Raw genomic sequence first — 19,942 nt, forward strand, 5'->3', positions numbered from 1 at the left:
TATGTCAAGTGTGTAGGTGCACAAAGATAATATTTAACTCCCGTTAACAGAAAAAAGAGTGCAAACGTTTTCATTTTGTTAGATTGAGCGTAGCTTCTCCATAAACAAAAAAGGGCAGAAACTTTCACAAGTTCCTGCCCCCTAATGCTCTTTTTATATATCTTTTGCTGTTACCAGCCTAATATTCTACATTCAATAACTCTTGTATAATAAGAGGTTATTTCTGATTCTTGATCTTCTCCACGTAAGCATCGATTACAGCTACGGCTGTGATGTTTACGATATCCTGTACACTGCTCTCTGAGTCAGTGAAGTGGATAGGCTTGTTCAATCCCATCTGGATAGGGCCGATGATCTCTGCCTCTGGGTTCAAGCCCTGGAGAAGCTTGTATGCACCATTTGCACTGCTCAGGTTAGGGAATACCAATGTATTCACATCCTTGCCCTTGAGACGTGAGAATGGATACTTCTCATCGCGGAGATCCTTGTTGAGTGCATAGTTTACCTGCATCTCGCCATCGATAGCGAGGTCTGGGAACTCCTTCTGCATCTCTGCTACTGCCTTCTTTACCTTTACAGGAGAACCGATGGCATCGGTACCGAAGTTAGAGTAGCTCAACATAGCCATTACTGGCTCCTCGTTGAAGAACTTCACGGTTCCTGCAGACAACTTGGCGATGTCGGTGAGGACATCCTCGTCTGGGTGACGGTTGATCAGTGTATCAGCGATGTAATATACGCCCTTCTGAGTGTTGAGGATGTGCATGGTTCCGAATGTCTTGTACTCATCACGGATGCCGATAACGTCCTTGGCTACCTTGATGGTATTGCTGTACTTGGTGTAGAGACCCGTGATGAATGCATCAGCATCACCCTGCTCAACCATAGACATACCGAAGTAGTTGCGCTCGTACATCTTATCGTAAGCCTCTTCGAAGCTGTAACCCTCGCGGGCACGCTTCTCTGCCAGGTGCTTGGCAAACTTGGCACGGCGGCCCTGTTCGTTGTCAGCACGCATATCTACAATCTCGATGCTTGAGAGGTCGAGCTTCAATCGGCTTGCCACACGGTTCAGACGGTCTGGGTTGCCCAACAGGATAGGCTCGCAGATACCCTCGTTCTTTGCCTGGACTGCAGCCTTCAGCATAGTTGGGTTACCGCCCTCTGCGAATACTACGCGCTGTGGGTGGAGGCGGGCTGTATCGTGGAGCTTGCGGGTGAGCTTGGTCTCCTGACCGAGCAACTGGCGCAATTCCTGCTTGTACTTCTCCCAGTCTTTGATAGGGGTGCGAGCTACGCCGCTTTCCATTGCTGCCTTGGCTACTGCTGCAGATACCTCTGTAATCAAGCGTGGGTCAACTGGCTTTGGAATGAAATACTTAGGACCGAATGTAAGGTCGTTTACGTGATATACGTCGTTCACTACGTCTGGCACAGGCTGCTTAGCCAGGTCGGCGATGGCGTGAACGGCAGCCATCTTCATCTCCTCGTTGATGGCACGGGCGTGAACGTCGAGTGCACCACGGAAGATATATGGGAAACCGATAACATTGTTAATCTGGTTTGGATAGTCGGAACGGCCTGTTGACATCAATACGTCTGGACGGCTGTCCATAGCATCCTCGTAACTGATCTCTGGAACAGGGTTGGCGAGGGCGAATACGATAGGGCTGTCAGCCATAGAGCGGATCATATCCTTAGAGAGTACGTTACCCTTGCTGAGTCCTACGAATACATCGGCACCCTTCACAGCCTCTTCGAGTGTGTGAACATCACGGCGGTCGGTAGCGAACAACTTCTTCTGCTCTGTCAGGTTCTCACGGTCGCTTGTAATTACACCCTTAGAGTCGAGCATGACGATATTCTTCACCTGTGCACCGAGGGCAACGTAGAGCTTGGTACAGCTGATGGCTGCAGCTCCGGCACCGTTAACCACAATCTTCACTTCGGCAATGTTCTTGCCAGCTACTTCGAGGGCGTTCTTCAAACCTGCAGCTGAGATGATGGCAGTACCATGCTGGTCATCGTGCATCACAGGGATATCGAGGGTCTTCTTCAAGCGCTCTTCGATGTAGAAGCACTGAGGCGCCTTGATATCCTCCAGGTTGATACCACCGAAAGTAGGTGCAATCTTCTCAACGGTCTCGCAGAATTTCTCTGGATCTTTCTCGTCGATTTCGATATCGAAGACATCCACTCCACCATAAATCTTGAACAGCAATCCTTTACCTTCCATTACTGGCTTGCCGCTCATCGCACCGATGTCGCCAAGTCCGAGCACAGCAGTACCGTTACTGATCACAGCCACCAGGTTACCCTTGTCTGTGTATTTGTAAACTTCGTCTGGGTTTTGCTGAATCTCCAAGCATGGGAAAGCTACGCCTGGTGAATACGCCAAACTCAAGTCTGTTTGTGTGTGATAAGGTTTTGTTGGTTTAACCTCAATCTTACCAGGACGGCCTGCTTCGTGATATTCGAGAGCCGCCTCTTTTGTGATTTTTACCATAACAATGTATTGGTTTAATGATTCTATTTCTTTCTGTTTTTCGCAAAAAATGCGTTTTATCTTAAAGATTGTGCAAAGGTAATAAAAAACTTATTAAAAAAAGATGGATTTTTATTTTTTTTTGTATCTTTGCACAAAAATTATTTAAAGGATGCGGTTTTGCTATATGGAGTTGGCAGAATCGGATATGCAACAAACTATTAAAATAAGAGATATGGCAGAAATTAATCAATATAGAAAGGAATTGCGCGATAAGATCATAGCTTATGCCATGAGGGAGTTTCACCAGCGCGGCGTGAAGGCGGTGAAGATGGATGAGATTTCTCGTGGGCTTCGTGTGTCGAAGCGTACGGTGTATGAGATCTTCGGCGACAAGGAGGAACTGCTGCTTGCAGGGATGAAGATAGAGCGGGCAGAATACAAGGCCCGCGTTGAAGAGTATGCTCTTGCGCACGCACGTAATGTAATGGATGTGATTGGCTATATCTATCGCCTTCAGATGGAGCGTAACCAGCAGGTGGGTGTAGTTTTCTATGAGGAGATTCATAGAATGCCCCGCATCCTGGAGTTCCTGAAAGAGGAGCATGATAAGGAATATGATGATAGCATGCGCTTCTTCCAAGCTGGTGTAGATGAGGGATACTTCCGCAAGGATGTAAATTTCGAGGTGGTTTATGAGTCTTCGAGAATCTGTATGTCAGAGATGATGCATCAGCAGCTCTATAAGAGATTTACGATGCAGGAGCTCTTCGATAATTTCACTCTCATTATGATTCGTGGTTTCTGTACCGATCGCGGTCTCGAATTACTGGATAAGGCAATCGGACAGCTTTAAAGCTTGTATATCCATTTCATCAGTCTGTTGATGATACCGATGTTGCATCTGAACCAGCGGTATTTTGCCACGGGCTTGCCTCCGAAGCTGCGAATGAATTCTCTATACGGATTTCGCTTCCAAGGTAAGCCTACATCCATAAAATGCAGGTGCTTGAAGCCCCTTTGGTGGGCGTATTGGATGGCGTGCCAGACGGTCAGAGCATCGGGATGCAGATATCGGTAGCTTTTCCTGAGCGATGCCAGGTGCCACAGATAGGCATCGCTGTCGCTGAAGGCCATGGTGCATCCGCCCAGTATCTTGTTTTCGTAAGATGCTTTCTTGATACCCAGCCGTTTCTTGTCGTAGGTTGTCACGAAGACCTTTGCTTCGCTGCTTTTGCTTATTTGCTCAAAGTATTCTCTTGGTGGTACATAGCGGCGAGGTTTCATCTTGTAGAATTTTCTATAGAGTTGGTAGAATTTTCCCACTTCGTTTTCGTCAGAAGTACTATGGCATTTCAATCCCTTTCTTTCTGCTGCTTCAATCTGCATTTTAGCCTTTTCGGTGAGTCGCTCTTCCGGCGTCTTGCTGTGTAGCGAATTATATACTTCCTGCCAAGCTATAGGGTAATAGCCCGTGCGACGGAAATGTCGGTAGCCGAACATCTTTTTCTGTATCTCTGAAAATTCGATGTAGAGGGTGTGGCGGCGGGTGAGTTCGCGGGTCATCGCATGCAGGAGAGTAGGGAAGGTGGCTTCGGCGGTTTCTTCATCCAGATAGGCTCCTTCTCCATGTACGTGCGCATGTGTATATATAAAAGGTGGAATAAGGATATGGCGGCGGTGTATCATGGCTAGCATTTGTCCGACTACTCTTCCTTCCTGGGTAGCTACAGCCATAATGGGGGTGTCGCTTGGTACTTTTTCACCTATCTGGAAGAGTTCCAAGCTATGGAAGAAGTTGCCCTCCAGCAGATGGGGCAGCTCCTCGTTTTCCGAATATATTCTTACTTCTATTCTTTTCACATTGCAAAAATAATAAATTAATTATAAAAAAACAAGTTTTCTTCCATTGTGTGGCTCTTTTTTAGTATTTTTGCACATTATCAAGGATTGTTTAGGTAAAAATGGTCTGATGGCTTGCGTAAAGCGGCTTGATGGCTTTAGGTAAAAATAAGATTGAAAAAGAAAAAGATATGAAGGTGATATTGATTGGTGCTGGCAATCTTGCCACTCATTTGGGGAAGGCGATATTTGCCGCAGGTCATGATGTGGTGCAGGTGTTCAGCCGCACGATGCCATCGGCTACGGCTCTGGCTTCCGAGGTGGGCGCACAGCCTGTTTCGGATATATCAGATGTTCGCTCAGATGCAGATCTGTACGTCGTTTCGGTGAAGGATAGTGCTATTGTGGAGTTGATTCCTGTTCTCTGCAAAGGAAAGGAGACCAAGGTTTTTCTGCATACGGCAGGCTCTATCCCAATGGATGTTTTCCAGGGAATGGCTTTACATTATGGTGTGCTTTATCCGATGCAGACTTTCTCCAAGCAGCGTGAGGTGGATTTCTCTCAGATACCTTGTTTTATCGAGGCGAATGATGAGCATGCCTTGCAGCTGATCGGTGATGTGGCGCATCAGGTGAGCAGTAGGGTGTATCATCTGGCGAGTGAAGACCGCAAGTACCTGCATCTCTCTGCCGTCTTTGCCTGCAATTTCGTGAATCATTGCTATGCCTTGAGCCGGGAAATCCTGGAGGAGCACGGAATTCCGTTCGATGTGATGCTTCCGTTGATAGACGAGACGGCTGCGAAGGTGCACGAGCTGGATCCGAAAGATGCACAGACGGGGCCGGCTGTAAGGTATGATGAAAATGTGCTTCGGGCGCAGGGAGCTCTGCTCAAGTCGAATCCGCAGATGAAGGATATCTATGACAGAATGAGCATGAGTATTCATAAGCTGAGTGTCAAGGAATAGAGTTCAAGTGTCTGATTACTAAATAGAAAAAGTTTTCAAGTATGATTAATTACGATTTGAAGAAGATAAAGGCAATTGTATTTGATGTGGATGGCGTGCTTTCCCGCCAGACCATTACGCTTGCCAGTACGGGTGAACCTCTTCGCACCGTGAATATCAAGGATGGCTATGCTATCCAGTTGGCTCAGAAGGTGGGGGTGCGCATCGTCATTCTTACGGGCGGAACGACCGAGGCTATCCGCAAGCGATATGAGGGATTGGGCGTGCAGGATATCTATATGGGATGTGCTGTGAAAATCAACACCTATGATGCTTTCCTGGAGAAGTATCAGCTTTCTGATGAGGAAATCATCTATGTGGGTGATGATATCCCGGATTACGAGGTAATGCGTCGTTGTGGCTGCCCGTGCTGCCCAGCCGATGCCTGCTCTGATATCAAGGAGATTTCCTGCTATGTCTCTTCTGCCAATGGTGGCGAAGGAGTGGGCAGGGATATTGTAGAGCAGGTGCTTCGTGCCAAGGGGCATTGGCTTTCCAATGCCAAGGCGTTTGGATGGTAATCATAAAGTTCAAAGTTCAAAGCTCAAAGTTCAAAGTAAATAAACAGATGAAGTATAAGATTATTTTGGCGAGCAATTCGCCACGCCGCAGGGAGTTGTTGGCAGGATTGGATGTTAATTTCGAGGTGAAGGTATTGCGTGGTATTGATGAAAGCTATCCTGAAGATTTGGATGCATACGATGTGGCTGAGTATATTGCCCAGAAGAAAGCGGATGCTTATCGCTCTTTATTGAATGGAGATGAGGCTTCCGAAGAGGTTTCTGAAGATTCTGCTTCAGAAAAATCTTCAGACAAATCCTCTTCCGATGATTTGCTCATTCTTACAGCGGATACCGTAGTGATAGCTCCTGCTGCTGATGAACAGAACGATCAGGAGGGTAAGGGAATCATTCTCGGAAAGCCGCAGAATGCCGATGATGCGGTTCGCATGCTCAAGATGTTGAGCGGCAAGACTCACCATGTGGTTACGGGCGTATGTCTTACTACGAAGAAAGAACAGCGCAAGTTCTCGGTATGTACGGAAGTAAGTTTCAAGGAATTTGAAGAATGGGAGATCAATTATTATATCACCCATTACAAACCATTCGACAAGGCGGGTGCCTATGGCATCCAGGAATGGATAGGTTACATCGGATGTACCGGACTCAAGGGCAGTTACTTCAACGTGATGGGCTTGCCTGTGCAGCGCATCTATGCTGAAATGCTTAAATTAGCAGAGTAATTGGTCGGGGCTTTTGTGGCAATTTGCATCAATAATCCCTAAACAGCCATCAGATTGGTGAAGAAACAGCAGGAAAATCATCAAAAATAGGGCAATTTAGTTTTTTTAAATTTAAATATGCCCTTATGTCCGGAATTATGAGTATCTTTGTGCGTTTTATGTAACTAACAAGGATTATGACTGAGAAAAATAAAGCCAAGGTTCGTGAAATCTTGGACACATATTTGGAGTGCAATCATCACCGCAAGACCCCGGAAAGATATGCAGTTCTGGATGCGGTTTATAGCATTGATGGACACTTCACTCTTGAAGAGCTGGATGCTGAGCTCACGAAGAGAAACTTCCGGGTGAGCAGAGCTACGCTCTATAATACAATGCATCTCTTCATCGAGCTGAGGCTCGTGATGAGACACAGTCTGGTGGATGGTACCAAATACGAGGCGTGCTATTACAATGATAGCCATATCCATCAGGTGTGTAGCGTGTGTGGGCAGGTAACGGAGATCAATGTGCCGGCTGTTACGGCAGCAGTGAATGACCTCAAGCTGCAGCGTTTCCGAAAGGATACTTTCGCCCTCTATATTTACGGCGTATGCAGTACATGCCAGGCAAAGCTTACACGCAAGAAAAACGATAAGTAATAAAAATAACTATATTTTATAGAAATGAACACAGGTAAAGTAGATGTCCTGCTCGGTTTGCAGTGGGGCGATGAAGGAAAAGGTAAGGTGGTTGATGTTTTGACCCCTAAGTATGATGTCATTGCTCGTTTCCAGGGTGGTCCTAATGCGGGTCATACTCTCGAGTTCGAAGGCGAGAAGTATGTTCTTCGTTCTATCCCTTCTGGTATCTTCCAGGGTGGCAAGGTAAATATCATCGGTAACGGCGTAGTCTTGGCTCCAGACCTCTTTATGGGCGAGGCTAAGGATTTGGAGAAGAGTGGCCATGACCTCAAGAGCCGTCTCTTCATTTCTAAGAAGGCGCATCTCATCATGCCTACTCACCGTGTGCTCGATGCAGCCATCGAGGCTTCAAAGGGCAAGAACAAGGTAGGTACCACTGGTAAGGGTATTGGCCCTACTTATACTGATAAGGTAAGCCGTACTGGTCTTCGTGTGGGTGATATCCTCGAAAACTTCGAGGAGAAGTATGCTGCTCACAAGGCTGCTCATCTCAAGACTATCGCTAGCCTCGGATACACTGATTTCGATATCACTGAGGTAGAGAAGACCTGGATGGAGGGCATCGAATACTTGAAGCAGTTTAAGCTCATCGACAGCGAGGTGGAAATCAACAAGGTGCTCCGCTCTGGCAAGGACATCCTCTGCGAGGGTGCTCAGGGTACTATGCTTGATGTTGACTTCGGTTCTTATCCATTCGTAACTTCTTCTAATACCATCTGTGCGGGTGCCTGCATCGGCCTGGGTATCGGTCCTAACCGTATCGGCAATGTCTATGGTATCATGAAGGCTTACTGTACTCGCGTAGGTGCAGGTCCATTCCCAACAGAGCTCTTCGATGAGACTGGTGCCAAGATCCGTGACCTGGGTCATGAGTATGGTGCGGTTACTGGCCGTGAGCGTCGTTGTGGCTGGTGCGACCTCGTACAGCTCAAGTATTCTGTTATGGTAAACGGTGTAACCGAGCTTATCATGATGAAGAGCGATGTGCTCGATGGTTTCGATACCATCAAGGCTTGCGTGGCTTACAAGTTGCCTGATGGCACTGTTACTACAGATTTCCCTTACGAGATTGATAACGTAGAGCCTGTTTACAAGGAGTTCAAGGGATGGAAGACTGATATGACTCAGTTTACTTCTGAGGATCAGTTCCCACAGGAATTCAAGGACTACATTGCATTCGTAGAGGAGTTCCTTGAGACCAAGATTGGTATCATCTCTATCGGTCCAGACCGCGCTCAGACTATTGTTCGTAAATAAGCAAAAATAAGAAACTGAACTTTCGCAGAGGGGAAGTTAAAGGAAGTTAGGGAAGTTAGAGAGAAGTTGAGGGACAAATGTCCTACGTTTTACGCCAGATGACTATTGTCTCTTAACTTCCCGAACGACCGTAGGGAGTGATAACTTCTTTAACTTCTATCAATTCCCTCACTTACGAAAATTATTAATTAATACAACATGGCTCAGAAACCAAGTATTCCAAAGGGCACCCGCGATTTCGGTCCTGTTGAGATGGCAAAGCGTAATTACATCTTCAACACCATCAAGGATGTGTATGCCCTTTACGGATTCCAGCAGATTGAGACTCCTGCCATGGAGACCCTTCAGACCTTGATGGGTAAGTATGGCGAGGAGGGCGACAAGCTGCTCTTTAAGATTTTGAATTCAGGTGACTATATGAATAAGGTGAGCGATGAGGATATTCATTCGCTCGGATCACTCAAGCTGGCAGCAAAGCTCTGCGAAAAAGGTCTTCGCTACGATCTTACCGTGCCTTTCGCACGCTACGTAGTGCAGCATCGTGATGAGTTGCAGATGCCTTTCAAGCGCTATCAGATTCAGCCAGTATGGCGTGCCGACCGTCCACAGAAGGGTCGCTATCGTGAGTTCTATCAGTGCGATGCCGACGTGGTTGGTTCTGATTCTCTTCTCAACGAGGTTGAGTTGATGCAGATTGTAGATACAGTCTTCACCAAGTTTGGTGTGCGTGTCTGCATCAAGATCAATAACCGTAAGATCCTTACCGGCATCGCTGAGGTAATTGGCGAGGCAGAGAAAATTGTAGATATCACCGTGGCTATCGATAAGCTCGACAAGATTGGTCTTGACAATGTGAACGAGGAGCTGCGCAAGGATGGTATCTCTGAAGAAGCTATTGAGAAGTTGCAGCCAATCATCTCATTGTCAGGTTCTAATGATGAGAAGCTTGAAGTGATTTCCAAGGTGCTCGAAGGTTCTGAAATCGGATTGAAGGGTGTAGAGGAAACTAAGTTCATCCTTGATACCTTGAAGTCTGTTGGTCTGAACAATGAGATTGAGCTCGACCTTACTTTGGCTCGTGGCTTGAACTATTATACTGGCGCCATCTTCGAGGTGAAGGCGCTTGATACTCCTATGGGCAGTATCACTGGTGGTGGTCGTTACGACAACCTTACCGGTATCTTTGGCTTGCCAGGATTGAGTGGAGTAGGTATCAGTTTTGGTGCCGACCGTATCTACGATGTGCTCAATGCCCTCGATCTCTATCCAAAGGAGGCTGTCAATTCTACTCAGGTGCTCTTCATCAATTTCGGTGAGAAAGAGACTGCCTATTGTCTTCCTATCGTGACTGCCGCTCGTGCAGCTGGTATCCGCACTGAGATCTTCCCAGACAAGGCGAAGATGAAGAAGCAGATGAGCTATGCCAACGCGAAGCAGATTCCATTCGTAGTTCTCGCTGGCGAGAATGAGATGGCAGCTGGCAAGGTTACATTGAAGAATATGGAGAGTGGTGAGCAGACTTTGGTTTCTGCAGAGGAGCTCATCGCTGTCGTTAAGAAATAATAAAGGCTATACTATTTTGGTATAAGGTTTTTCTACCGTATATATTTACCATTCGTCCGTTCTCTTATGTGTGAATTTGTGAAAACTCTGCATAGGAGGCGGATTTTTATTTGCTTTAGGGCTAGAAACGAATCCTTCTCATGTTGCCGGCAAGTAGATCAAGTATGTGCTGCAGTTTGGTGCCAGTATAGAGAAGTAGCTGCAAGTGATAGGAGAGGCAGCTGCAAGTGATAGGAGAAGTAGCTGCAAGTGATAGGAGAGGTAGCTGTAAGTGATAGGAGAGGCAGCTGTAAGTGATAGGTGAACTAGTTGTATGATAACCTATTTCCCGCAAAAGAAAGGGGGAGGCAAGCAGTCGTGATAGACTGATGCCTCCCCCAAACGATATGGAAAGTTTTAAATGTCTTAATTCTTAAAGCTGTGGATAGGAGCAGGAATACGTCCTACACGATTTACGAAATCAGAGCAGCTGAACTGATTAACCGGCATGATTGGAGCATAACCCAACAAACCGCCGAAATCTACAGTATCACCCACCTTCATACCCACAACAGGGATGATGCGGACGGCAGTAGTCTTCTGGTTTACCATACCAATGGCAGCCTCATCGGCAATGATACCGGAGATAGTGGTAGCTGCAGTATCGCCTGGGATAGCAATCATATCCAAACCTACAGAACAAACGCAAGTCATTGCCTCCAACTTCTCGATGGTAAGTGCACCTGCCTCTACGGCATTGATCATACCCTGGTCTTCAGAAACAGGGATGAAGGCACCACTCAAACCGCCAACATAAGAAGAAGCCATGATACCGCCCTTCTTAACCTGGTCGTTCAAAAGTGCGAGTGCTGCGGTTGTACCTGGAGCACCAGCACGCTCCAAACCGATCAACTCCAAAATATCAGCTACGCTGTCGCCGATGGCTGGAGTAGGAGCCAATGAAAGGTCGATGATGCCGAATGGTACATTCAGGCGGCGTGATGCCTCCTTGGCAACCAGCTGACCTACACGTGTAATCTTGAAAGCAGTACGCTTGATAGTCTCGCAGAGAACCTCGAAGCTTTCGCCCTTCACCTGCTCCAGTGCATATTTTACTACACCAGGACCGCTGACACCTACGCTGACAACAGCGTCTGCCTCAGAAACGCCATGGAAGGCACCTGCCATGAATGGGTTATCATCAGGAGCATTGCAGAGAACAACGAGCTTAGCGCAACCCAAAGAACCATTGTCCTTGGTAGCCTCAGCTGTATCCTTGATGATTTCGCCCAGCAGGCGCACGGCATCCATATTGATACCGGTCTTGGTAGAACCTACGTTTACAGAGCTGCAGATGAAATCGGTCTGGGCCATAGCCTGAGGGATGGAACGGATGAGAAGCTCATCGCTCTTGCTCATACCCTTGCTTACGATGGCAGAGTATCCACCGAGGAAGTTGACACCCAATTCCTTGGCACACTTGTCGAGAGTCTTGGCAATCTTCACATAGTCATCGGTAGTCTTGCAGGCAGATCCGCCCACAAGTGCAATCGGAGTGATAGAGATGCGCTTGTTTACGATAGGCACACCATACTCTTTAGAGATGTCCTCACCAGTCTTCACCAAATCCTTGGCGAGGCGGGTAATCTTATTATAAATGTTCTGACAGAGCTGGTCGAGATCTGAAGTGGCACAGTCCAGGAGGTTGATACCCATGGTGATGGTGCGCACGTCGAAGTTCTCCTGCTCAATCATCTTGTTGGTTTCGATAACCTCAGATATATTGATCATATTCCTTCTATTGCTTTTAAATGTGATAAACTTAGATGCGGTGCATCATGTTGAAGATTTCCTCACGCTGGCATTTTACCTGAACACCAATGCTCTTGCCAAGATCAGCGAGTTCGTCGGCAACAGTCTCGAAAGATGTATTCATCTTACCCATGTCAACAATCATCATCATGTTGAAGTACTCCTGTACGATGGTCTGAGAGATATCCAGGATATTGACGTCCTTCTCTGCCAAATAGGTACAAACTCTGGCGATGATACCCTTTGTATCCTTGCCTACTACTGTAATAATCGTTCTGTTCATGTAATAAATTATTTTATATGGATAGTTTAATGCTGCAAATTTACAACAATTTAGGGAGACTACCAAATAAAAAACAGAAAACTTGCAAGATGACAGACATTTTGCAAGTTTTCTGATATGGCGTTTACTTGATTCCTCTTTCGTTGAGTGCCTTGGAATATTTTGCAGCATTCTGCAGGTGCTCCTGATAGGTGCGGGCAAAATTGTGGGTGCCGCTGAAATCCTCCTTGGCGCACATATAGAGATACTCATGCTTTACATGGTTGAGTACGGCATCAATGCCGGCAACCGATGGAATGCGGATTGGGCCAGGAGGAAGACCTGGATTCTTGTAGGTGTTGTATGGGCTCTTGATGTACAGGAGGTTGTTGTAGATACGCTTCAGTTCGAAACGCTTCCAGGCGAACTTGATGGTTGGGTCAGCCTGCAGTGGCATACCTTCCGGATACTCTGCATTGCGCAGCATCAGTCGGTTGTAGTACATACCTGCAATCATCGGTTTTTCACCGTTGTTGGCTGTTTCCTCATCCACGATACTGGCAAGTGTAATCACCTGGTTAGGGGTGAGCTTCATCGTCTTTGCCTTCTCGGTGCGCTCAAAGTTCCAGAACTTGTCGCTCTCTTTCTTCATGCGTTCCAGGAATTTCTCGATGGATACATTCCAGTAGATGTCGTAGGTGTTAGGGATAAACATACAGGCGATGGTGGCTGTATCGTAGCCCATTTTCTCGCAAACCGCCTCATCTGTGAGTGCCTTCTTGATTTCTGTGCTGTCGAGCATCAGTTTCTTGCTCAGCTCCACGGCGAGCTTGTCGATGGTGCGTACGGAAGGTATGGTGAGGTTGACAGGTTCCTGCAAACCGTTCTTCATGTGACGCCAGACCTTGAGTGCTCCGTCTCCAGGATGGATGGCGTATCTACCGGTGCGGATGTGGTCGGCATAGCCTGAATGAAGGGTGAGGGTGCGGAATGCCTGCATCGGGATGCTCTTGGCGAAAGGTTTCACCTTATTATATACAGAGTCGATGTTGTCATCGGCGTCGATATACACATACTTGGTTTCGCTGCTTTTCGAGAATGATGAGAAGCAGTAGAGATAACCTACGATGGCGATGGCGGCGATGCAGCCGATGGCGCCATAGAGGTAAAACTTAGAAGTTGTTTTCTTTTTCTTCATTTTCTTTATCTACTTAAAATATTTTCTGTTCTTCTTGAAACATTTCTGTTTGTCTTTGAACTTGATCTGTTCTTCTTGAAACATTTTGGTGCAAAAGTACAGTAAAAATGCCAAATAGCAAAGCGTATGCAATTAAAATAGGTTAATTCACCGATTCTTTATCCGTGGTATGAAGATTTTCATTACCTTTGCATCATTGAAACTGAGGAATATTGACATATTAAAACGATTGATGATATGAGAATGAAATTTACAATATCATACAAGGCAGAGTGGGGGGAGTCTCTGCATGCTGATATCACCTTCTTCGCACGTGACGGAAAGCGGAAGGTGGTAGATCTGGCGATGAACACAGTAGATGGTTATCATTGGATGGCTGAAACCCATACTTTGGAAAACCGTCATCATCCCTTTGTGGCTGTAGCCTATTATTATAAGGTGGTAGATGCCGAGGGAAACGTGGTGCGCAGGGAATCTGTAGCTTCTCCTAGAGCCTATGTGTATGAGGCGAACAGAAACTATATCCTGTCCGACTTCTGGCTGGATGATGAGAATGAGCTGCTGGGCGGTTTCATCAACTATACGGCTCCGGTAGTCTGGACGGGTGATGAGGCTGCCAAGCTACCTCTGTTCGAGCAGACCGTGATCTTCAAGGTTTCTGCTCCTCAGCTTCACGAGGGTGAGGCTGTGGCACTGCTGGGCAATCATCCAACCTTGGGCGAGTGGAATACCGACCATTATCTTCCGATGATTCATCAGGGCGGAACCAGTTGGGTGCTCTCTGTCAACGTACAGGCTTTGGAGGCTCCGCTGGAGTATAAATATGTGGTAGTGGATGCCAGGACCCATCAGTTCAAGAGATGGGAGTTTGGTGAGAATCGCACCATGGGAACAGGTATTGCCTATGGCCATGATGAGGAGAAGAAAACCAACCGGTATGCGTCTAGCGGTCCGGATGAAATCCGACTTTATTCCAAGGATGTCTGTATCCTTCATGGTGGTGAATTCCGTGTGAAGAAAATGCCGCCTCATGCTCAGTTTAATTTCGATACCTATATCTTCGACTTGGATGGTACCTTGCTTTCTACCCTGGGCGATTTGGCTGCGAGCTGCAATTATGCCCTCAAGACGAATGGCTTTCCTGAGCGAAGCGTAGATGAGGTGCGCCGCTTTGTAGGAAACGGTGTCAAGAAATTGATGGAACGTGCCATTCCGGATGGTTTGGAAAATGAGAAGTTTGAACAGGTGTTTGCCGATTTCCGCAAGCACTATATGATGCATAATCTTGATACCACGCAGCCTTATCCGGGTGTGATGGAAATGTTACAGGAGTTGAAGGACAGAGGCAAGAATATTGCCGTGGTGAGCAATAAGTTTTATGCTGCCACCCAAGCCCTCTGTCGCCATTTCTTTGGCGACTTGGTAGATGTGGCTATAGGTGAGCGTGAGGATATTCAGAAAAAGCCAGCCCCGGATACTGTAAATGAGGCTTTGCGTCAGATGAATGCCGATAGGGAAAGCGCTGTCTATATCGGCGACAGTGATGTAGATGTCATGACCGCCAAAAACAGCGGAATGCCTTGCATCAGTGTGCTTTGGGGATTCCGGAATCTCGAATTCCTTATCGCACATGATGCTAGAATATTTGTTACATCCCCACTGCAGATCTGTTAGTTGATTCCGTGTTCTTCTACGAATTTCACCACATCATCCTTGTTGGTGTCAGAGATAGGCACCGCCAGTTTGCCATAGATGACCTTCATGTTCTGGATGTAGTCAAAATTAGTTAGATTGGCAATGAAAGAGCGGTGCACTCTTCTGAACTTCTCGCGTGGGAGTTTCTCTTCCAGGCGTTTCAGGTTGCCTAGGGTCATGATGTTGTGTCCATCCGCCATATGGAACTTTACGTAATCTTTCACGCTCTCGATAAAGAGTATGTTCTCGAAAGGAATCCTGGTGTATCTGCTTTCGTTCTTCACCACTACAAAGCCATCGCGCTTGATGGGGTTGTAGGCATCGTCCTGCATATAATGGTCGAATACCTTCTGGCATGTCTGCATGAAGTCTTCGTATAGGATAGGCTTGACCAGATAGTCGAAGGCGTTCACCTTGTATGCTTCGATGGCATACTCCTTGAATGCGGTGGTGAAGATAATCTTCACGTTCATTGGTACGAGCTTGGCAAACTCGAGTCCGCTGATCTGCTGCATGTGGATTGCAAGAAACAGAATGTCAAGATGGTTGTGGTGGATTCCGTCAACAGCCTCGATGGCGTTGCGGTACGCACCGATAAGGTTAAGGGATGGTGTTTCCTCAACATAATGCTTCAGCAAAGCCAAAGCCTCAGGATCTTCATCTATGATGGCGCAGTTTAATATCATACTTATTTTTATTTTTTGATTAGTTGGATGGTATTATCATTTATTTGCCTAATAACGGCTGTTTTCCCGTTTTATTGTATCCGAAAGAACTTTTTTTCAGAAAATCTTATTTTTATTCTTTTTCCCTTAAATTTGCTTAATCTATTTGGCAGTTTGCCGAAAAAGCGTTACTTTTGGGGATTGAATCGAATATATCGGTTCTGAATCGGTCAAACTCCGCTCTGGACTCGCAATCATGTGGTCCGGGAAAGGCTGTCATACCGGTTCTTTTCGCAATCAAAATGATGATAAACGACATGAATGATAAGAAAAACAATTCTGTAAGATATTTTTCTGTAAGCACGTTTTTGCTTACAGGTAAGCAGATGATGCTGGCGATGATGCTGGCATGTTCGCCTCTTGCCATGTCGGCGCAGAAAATCTCGCTCGGTAGCTGCATCACCCGTGATGGCGGTCAGTATAAGGGAGAGATGGTAAGCGGCAAACCACAGGGCAAGGGATCTACCGTTTATAAGAATGGTGATACTTACGAGGGTGCCTACGTCAAGGGAAAGCGCAGCGGATATGGCGTATATACTTTCTCGGATGGCGAGAGATACGAAGGACAGTGGCTGCAGGACCAGCAGCACGGCAAGGGCACCTATTACTTCCAGAACAATAATAAGTATGTGGGACTCTGGTTCCGCGATTTCCAGCACGGACATGGCGTGATGTACTATTACAATGGTGATAAGTATGACGGCGACTGGTATAAGGATAAGCGACAGGGAAAAGGTACCTACACCTATTCCAATGGTGCCAAATACAAAGGCCAGTGGATGAACGACATGAAGAATGGAAATGGATTCTTTGACTGGGGAGATGGAACCACCTATGATGGACAGTGGGTAGATAACCAGCGCTCAGGCAAGGGTACCTTTAAATATGCTGACGGTGATACCTATATCGGCGACTGGAAGGATGATATCCAGGACGGTAAGGGTATCTACAAATTCCATAACGGCGATATCTATGAAGGTGATTATTCGCAGGGTGAGCGTACCGGTGAAGGTATTTTCCGCTCAGCCAGCGGTTCGAAATACACCGGACAGTTTGTGGATGGTCAGCGTTCCGGACAGGGTACTTTCGTATGGAAGAATGGCGACATCTATGTTGGCAGCTGGAAGGACGACCTGCAGAACGGTAGGGGAAAGTTGACCAAGAAGAACGGCGACATCTTTGAAGGCGAGTTCAAGAAGGGATATGTGGATGGCAACGTGGTGATACATTACGCCAACGGCAACCGCTTCAAGGGTGTCTATCACAATGGTAAGCGCGAGGGCTTCTGTATCGAGGAAAACAAGGACGGCAAGCGCTTCGAGGGCAACTATAAGAAGGATGCACGTGATGGCAGATTCGTAGAGAAAGACCGCAATGGTCAGGTTACTGCCAAGGGTGTATATGAGAACGGAAAGCGATTTGAGGATTAAACTTCCGGCAAGAATTGAATCATGTTCAATCTAGAGGCAATGAAACGCTCACTAGAGGCAATGAAATGCTTATCCGCTTCTATGCTTTCCTGAAATATAAACTTAAGAAAGTAGAAATCAATCACAAAATTCAATATACTATGGTAATTGATACATTAGACAATTTGGAGAAATATGTTTCTCTTAATCCACTCTTCACAGAAGTAGTGAAGTTTATCAACGAGACTGATCTCACTAAGTTGGAGACCGGCAAGCATCCTATCCAGGGTGATGAACTCTTTGTGAATATCGCTGTAGCTCACGGCAAGACCGAGGAAGAAGCTACCATCGAGGCACATCGCCAGATGATTGATATTCAGATTCCTCTCAACACAGAGGAAACCTATGGATATTCTCCTGTAAAAGATCTCCCTGAAGTGGAATACAACGAGGCTAAGGATTGCACCTTGTATCCTGGCGTGAAGGCTCAGACACTGGTAACCTGCAAGCCAGGCCAGTTTGCTATCTTCTTCCCACAGGACGGTCATCAGCCATGCATCGGCAAGGGTGATATCCATAAGGCTATCTTCAAGGTAAAGGCTTAAAAACCTTAATCAAATAGTAGAACCATCTAAAATCATGATATATGGCAACAGAAAAGAAAACTTCAGCTAAAAATACTACAGCAAAGAAGACAACAGCCAAGAAGGCTACCTGCAAGGCAACCGCCAAGTGCGCTACCAAGAAAACCGTGAAGGCTGCTGCCCCAAAACATATCGGACTCGTGAAGAACGATCCATATCTGGCAGACTTTGAGCCTGCTATCGTAGGAAGACATGAGCATGCGCTTTGGAAGCTCAGCCAGCTTACCCGTAAGGGCAAGATTTCGCTCAGCGATTTTGCCAACGGATACGACTACTTCGGATTACACAAGACGGAGAAGGGATGGGTGTTCCGCGAGTGGGCGCCAAATGCTACAGATATCTATCTCATCGGAGATTTCAACGGCTGGCAGGAAAGCCCTAAGTATCGTGCTAAGCGTATCAAGGGCACCGGCAACTGGGAGTTGAAACTCTCGGAAAAGGCAATGAAGCACGGTGATCTCTTCAAGATGAAGGTGCACTGGGAAGGTGGAGAAGGCGAGCGTATCCCTGCATGGGCTAACCGTGTGGTTCAGGATGAGCAGACCAAGATTTTCTCTGCGCAGGTATGGAGCCCTGAGCCTTACAAGTGGAAGAAGAAGACCTTCAAGCCTAGCACCACTCCGCTGCTCATCTATGAGTGCCATATCGGAATGGGACAGGATGCAGAGAAGGTTGGTACCTACACTGAGTTTAAGGAGAAGGTGCTGCCACGTATCATTGAGGATGGTTACAACTGCATCCAGATTATGGCTATCCAGGAGCATCCTTATTATGGATCCTTCGGCTATCACGTAAGCAGCTTCTTTGCTGCCAGCAGCCGTTTCGGAACCCCAGAGGAACTCAAGGATCTCATCGATACAGCCCATCAGAATGGCATCGCTGTCATTATGGATATCGTTCACTCTCATGCAGTGAAGAACGAGATGGAAGGTCTCGGCAATCTTGCCGGTGATCCTAACCAGTACTTCTATCCTGGCGACAGACATGAGCATCCAGCCTGGGACAGCCTCTGCTTCGACTATGGTAAGGATGAGGTGATGCACTTCCTCCTGAGCAACTGCAAGTACTGGCTCAGCGAATACCACTTCGATGGTTTCCGCTTCGATGGAGTAACCTCCATGCTCTACTATAGCCACGGTCTGGGAGAGGCGTTCTGCAATTACGGTGACTACTTCAATGGTCATGAGGATGATAACGCTATCTGCTATCTCACCCTTGCCAACTGTCTGATTCACGAGGTGAACAAGAATGCCATCACCATTGCCGAAGAGGTGAGCGGTATGCCTGGATTAGCAGCCAAGTTTACCGATGGCGGTTATGGCTTCGACTATCGTATGGCGATGAATATTCCAGACTATTGGATCAAGACCATCAAGGAAGTGAAGGATGAAGACTGGAAGCCATCCAGCATTTTCTGGGAAATCAAGAACCGCCGTGCAGACGAGAAGACCATCTCTTACTGCGAGAGCCACGACCAGGCATTGGTAGGCGACAAGACCATCATCTTCCGCCTGATAGATGCTGATATGTACTGGCACTTCAAGAAGGGTGATGAGAACGATATGGTTCACCGAGGCATTGCCTTGCACAAGATGATCCGTCTGGCTACTGCTTCTACCATCAATGGTGGCTACCTGAACTTCATGGGTAATGAGTTCGGCCATCCAGAGTGGATTGATTTCCCTCGCGAGGGTAACGGATGGAGCTACAAGTATGCTCGCAGACAGTGGAATCTGGTAGATAACAAGGATCTCTGCTATCACTATCTCGGAGACTTCGACAAGGAGATGCTCAAGACAATTAAGAGTGAAAAGAACTTTAACAAGACACCAGTTGTTGAAATCTGGCACAATGATGGCGATCAGGTGCTCGCTTATATGCGAGGCGACCTGCTCTTCGTCTTCAACTTCTCGCCAACCCGCTCGTTTACCGACTATGGCTTCCTGGTACCTACCGGTGCCTATAGTGTGGTACTCGATACCGACAACAAGGCGTTTGGTGGCAATGGTCTGAACGATGACGAGATGACCCACCTCACCAACTATGACCCTGTGTATGTGAACGATCGCAAGGAGTGGTTGAAGCTCTACTTGCCAGCCCGTTCGGCACTGGTGCTCAAGAAAAATTAAACATAGATA

Annotated in this window: 17 protein-coding genes and 1 pseudogene; 12 read left to right on the plus strand and 6 right to left on the minus strand. The window is 46.9% G+C overall.

Features of this window, described 5'->3' with window-relative positions:
* Positions 1 to 217: 217 nt before the first annotated feature.
* Positions 218 to 2,506: an NADP-dependent malic enzyme gene (locus tag DW657_RS00895; protein WP_118311066.1), complete on the minus strand. Its 2,289-nt coding sequence runs from the start codon at positions 2,504 to 2,506 to the stop codon at positions 218 to 220.
* Positions 2,507 to 2,720: 214 nt separating this feature from the next.
* Between DW657_RS00895 and DW657_RS00900 the strand changes: the two genes are divergently transcribed.
* Complete coding sequence (locus DW657_RS00900; RefSeq protein ID WP_158556325.1) at positions 2,721 to 3,341, plus strand: TetR/AcrR family transcriptional regulator; 621 nt, start codon at positions 2,721 to 2,723, stop codon at positions 3,339 to 3,341.
* On the opposite strand, the gene DW657_RS00905 is transcribed toward DW657_RS00900, so the two are convergent.
* Positions 3,338 to 4,348, minus strand: a complete 1,011-nt coding sequence (locus DW657_RS00905; protein ID WP_233546576.1) for a GNAT family N-acetyltransferase — start codon at positions 4,346 to 4,348, stop codon at positions 3,338 to 3,340. The genes DW657_RS00900 and DW657_RS00905 overlap by 4 nt on opposite strands.
* A gap of 131 nt (positions 4,349 to 4,479) precedes the next feature.
* On the opposite strand from DW657_RS00905, the gene DW657_RS00910 reads away from it, so the two are divergent.
* The 6 genes from DW657_RS00910 to hisS all read left to right on the plus strand — a co-directional run bounded on the left by DW657_RS00910 (position 4,480) and on the right by hisS (position 10,080).
* Positions 4,480 to 5,295, plus strand: coding sequence for a Rossmann-like and DUF2520 domain-containing protein (locus DW657_RS00910; protein WP_118311069.1), 816 nt, complete (start codon positions 4,480 to 4,482; stop codon positions 5,293 to 5,295).
* Between the two features lie 41 nt (positions 5,296 to 5,336).
* A complete protein-coding gene (locus DW657_RS00915; RefSeq protein ID WP_089543386.1) occupies positions 5,337 to 5,855 on the plus strand; it encodes an HAD family hydrolase in 519 nt (172 codons plus the stop codon).
* Between the two features lie 47 nt (positions 5,856 to 5,902).
* A complete protein-coding gene (locus DW657_RS00920) occupies positions 5,903 to 6,577 on the plus strand; it encodes a Maf family nucleotide pyrophosphatase (protein WP_118311123.1) in 675 nt (224 codons plus the stop codon).
* 176 nt (positions 6,578 to 6,753) lie between these two features.
* Complete coding sequence (locus tag DW657_RS00925) at positions 6,754 to 7,218, plus strand: Fur family transcriptional regulator (RefSeq protein ID WP_089543384.1); 465 nt, start codon at positions 6,754 to 6,756, stop codon at positions 7,216 to 7,218.
* A 24-nt stretch (positions 7,219 to 7,242) separates the two neighbouring features.
* Entirely contained in the window at positions 7,243 to 8,517 is a 1,275-nt protein-coding gene (locus tag DW657_RS00930; RefSeq protein WP_118311070.1) for an adenylosuccinate synthase, read from the plus strand.
* A 198-nt stretch (positions 8,518 to 8,715) separates the two neighbouring features.
* The gene (gene hisS, locus DW657_RS00935; protein ID WP_118311071.1) at positions 8,716 to 10,080 is read left to right on the plus strand and encodes a histidine--tRNA ligase; all 1,365 of its coding nucleotides are present in this window, start codon (positions 8,716 to 8,718) and stop codon (positions 10,078 to 10,080) included.
* 405 nt (positions 10,081 to 10,485) lie between these two features.
* On the opposite strand, the gene DW657_RS00940 is transcribed toward hisS, so the two are convergent.
* The 3 genes from DW657_RS00940 to mltG all read right to left on the minus strand — a co-directional run bounded on the left by DW657_RS00940 (position 10,486) and on the right by mltG (position 13,331).
* Complete coding sequence (locus DW657_RS00940) at positions 10,486 to 11,850, minus strand: PFL family protein (RefSeq protein WP_118311072.1); 1,365 nt, start codon at positions 11,848 to 11,850, stop codon at positions 10,486 to 10,488.
* A gap of 31 nt (positions 11,851 to 11,881) precedes the next feature.
* Positions 11,882 to 12,154: an ACT domain-containing protein gene (locus DW657_RS00945; RefSeq protein ID WP_089543380.1), complete on the minus strand. Its 273-nt coding sequence runs from the start codon at positions 12,152 to 12,154 to the stop codon at positions 11,882 to 11,884.
* Between the two features lie 124 nt (positions 12,155 to 12,278).
* Positions 12,279 to 13,331: an endolytic transglycosylase MltG gene (mltG, locus tag DW657_RS00950; RefSeq protein ID WP_118311073.1), complete on the minus strand. Its 1,053-nt coding sequence runs from the start codon at positions 13,329 to 13,331 to the stop codon at positions 12,279 to 12,281.
* 372 nt (positions 13,332 to 13,703) lie between these two features.
* On the opposite strand from mltG, the pseudogene DW657_RS18255 reads away from it, so the two are divergent.
* Both DW657_RS18255 and DW657_RS18260 read left to right on the plus strand, forming a co-directional pair.
* Positions 13,704 to 14,213 (plus strand): annotated as a pseudogene (locus DW657_RS18255) (carbohydrate-binding module family 20 domain-containing protein); the annotation flags it as partial.
* Positions 14,214 to 14,351: 138 nt separating this feature from the next.
* A complete protein-coding gene (locus tag DW657_RS18260; RefSeq protein WP_233546581.1) occupies positions 14,352 to 15,005 on the plus strand; it encodes an HAD family hydrolase in 654 nt (217 codons plus the stop codon).
* Here DW657_RS18260 and DW657_RS00960 read toward each other — a convergent pair.
* Positions 15,002 to 15,712 carry a LytTR family DNA-binding domain-containing protein gene (locus DW657_RS00960; protein ID WP_118311075.1) on the minus strand — a complete coding sequence of 237 codons (711 nt, stop codon included), beginning with the start codon at positions 15,710 to 15,712 and terminating at the stop codon, positions 15,002 to 15,004. The two genes, DW657_RS18260 and DW657_RS00960, sit on opposite strands and share 4 nt — an antisense overlap.
* A gap of 365 nt (positions 15,713 to 16,077) precedes the next feature.
* Between DW657_RS00960 and DW657_RS00965 the strand changes: the two genes are divergently transcribed.
* From DW657_RS00965 to DW657_RS00975, 3 genes are all read left to right on the plus strand, one after another.
* Positions 16,078 to 17,181 (plus strand): phosphatidylinositol-4-phosphate 5-kinase, encoded by a 1,104-nt coding sequence (locus DW657_RS00965; protein WP_222847546.1) that lies wholly within the window; start codon positions 16,078 to 16,080, stop codon positions 17,179 to 17,181.
* Positions 17,182 to 17,321: 140 nt separating this feature from the next.
* Entirely contained in the window at positions 17,322 to 17,765 is a 444-nt protein-coding gene (locus DW657_RS00970) for a YhcH/YjgK/YiaL family protein (protein ID WP_118311125.1), read from the plus strand.
* Positions 17,766 to 17,806: 41 nt separating this feature from the next.
* Positions 17,807 to 19,933, plus strand: coding sequence for an alpha amylase C-terminal domain-containing protein (locus DW657_RS00975; protein WP_118311076.1), 2,127 nt, complete (start codon positions 17,807 to 17,809; stop codon positions 19,931 to 19,933).
* The last annotated feature ends 9 nt before the right edge of the window (positions 19,934 to 19,942 follow it).

Origin of the sequence: Prevotella sp. AM23-5 (genome assembly GCF_003473645.1) — a bacterium.
GTDB classification, from domain to species: Bacteria; Bacteroidota; Bacteroidia; order Bacteroidales; family Bacteroidaceae; genus Prevotella; species Prevotella copri_A.

What these genes read in the sequence shown, in the direction of transcription:
- DW657_RS00895 (WP_118311066.1), bottom strand. Translation starts at nt 2,506, where the DNA reads ATGGTAAAAATCACAAAAGAGGCGGCTCTCGAATATCACGAAGCAGGC.
- DW657_RS00900 (WP_158556325.1), top strand. Translation starts at nt 2,721, where the DNA reads ATGGCAGAAATTAATCAATATAGAAAGGAATTGCGCGATAAGATCATA.
- DW657_RS00910 (WP_118311069.1), top strand. Translation starts at nt 4,480, where the DNA reads ATGGCTTTAGGTAAAAATAAGATTGAAAAAGAAAAAGATATGAAGGTG.
- DW657_RS00915 (WP_089543386.1), top strand. Translation starts at nt 5,337, where the DNA reads ATGATTAATTACGATTTGAAGAAGATAAAGGCAATTGTATTTGATGTG.
- DW657_RS00920 (WP_118311123.1), top strand. Translation starts at nt 5,903, where the DNA reads ATGAAGTATAAGATTATTTTGGCGAGCAATTCGCCACGCCGCAGGGAG.
- DW657_RS00925 (WP_089543384.1), top strand. Translation starts at nt 6,754, where the DNA reads ATGACTGAGAAAAATAAAGCCAAGGTTCGTGAAATCTTGGACACATAT.
- DW657_RS00930 (WP_118311070.1), top strand. Translation starts at nt 7,243, where the DNA reads ATGAACACAGGTAAAGTAGATGTCCTGCTCGGTTTGCAGTGGGGCGAT.
- hisS (WP_118311071.1), top strand. Translation starts at nt 8,716, where the DNA reads ATGGCTCAGAAACCAAGTATTCCAAAGGGCACCCGCGATTTCGGTCCT.
- DW657_RS00940 (WP_118311072.1), bottom strand. Translation starts at nt 11,850, where the DNA reads ATGATCAATATATCTGAGGTTATCGAAACCAACAAGATGATTGAGCAG.
- DW657_RS00945 (WP_089543380.1), bottom strand. Translation starts at nt 12,154, where the DNA reads ATGAACAGAACGATTATTACAGTAGTAGGCAAGGATACAAAGGGTATC.
- mltG (WP_118311073.1), bottom strand. Translation starts at nt 13,331, where the DNA reads ATGAAGAAAAAGAAAACAACTTCTAAGTTTTACCTCTATGGCGCCATC.
- DW657_RS18260 (WP_233546581.1), top strand. Translation starts at nt 14,352, where the DNA reads ATGCCGCCTCATGCTCAGTTTAATTTCGATACCTATATCTTCGACTTG.
- DW657_RS00960 (WP_118311075.1), bottom strand. Translation starts at nt 15,712, where the DNA reads ATGATATTAAACTGCGCCATCATAGATGAAGATCCTGAGGCTTTGGCT.
- DW657_RS00965 (WP_222847546.1), top strand. Translation starts at nt 16,078, where the DNA reads ATGATGCTGGCGATGATGCTGGCATGTTCGCCTCTTGCCATGTCGGCG.
- DW657_RS00970 (WP_118311125.1), top strand. Translation starts at nt 17,322, where the DNA reads ATGGTAATTGATACATTAGACAATTTGGAGAAATATGTTTCTCTTAAT.
- DW657_RS00975 (WP_118311076.1), top strand. Translation starts at nt 17,807, where the DNA reads ATGGCAACAGAAAAGAAAACTTCAGCTAAAAATACTACAGCAAAGAAG.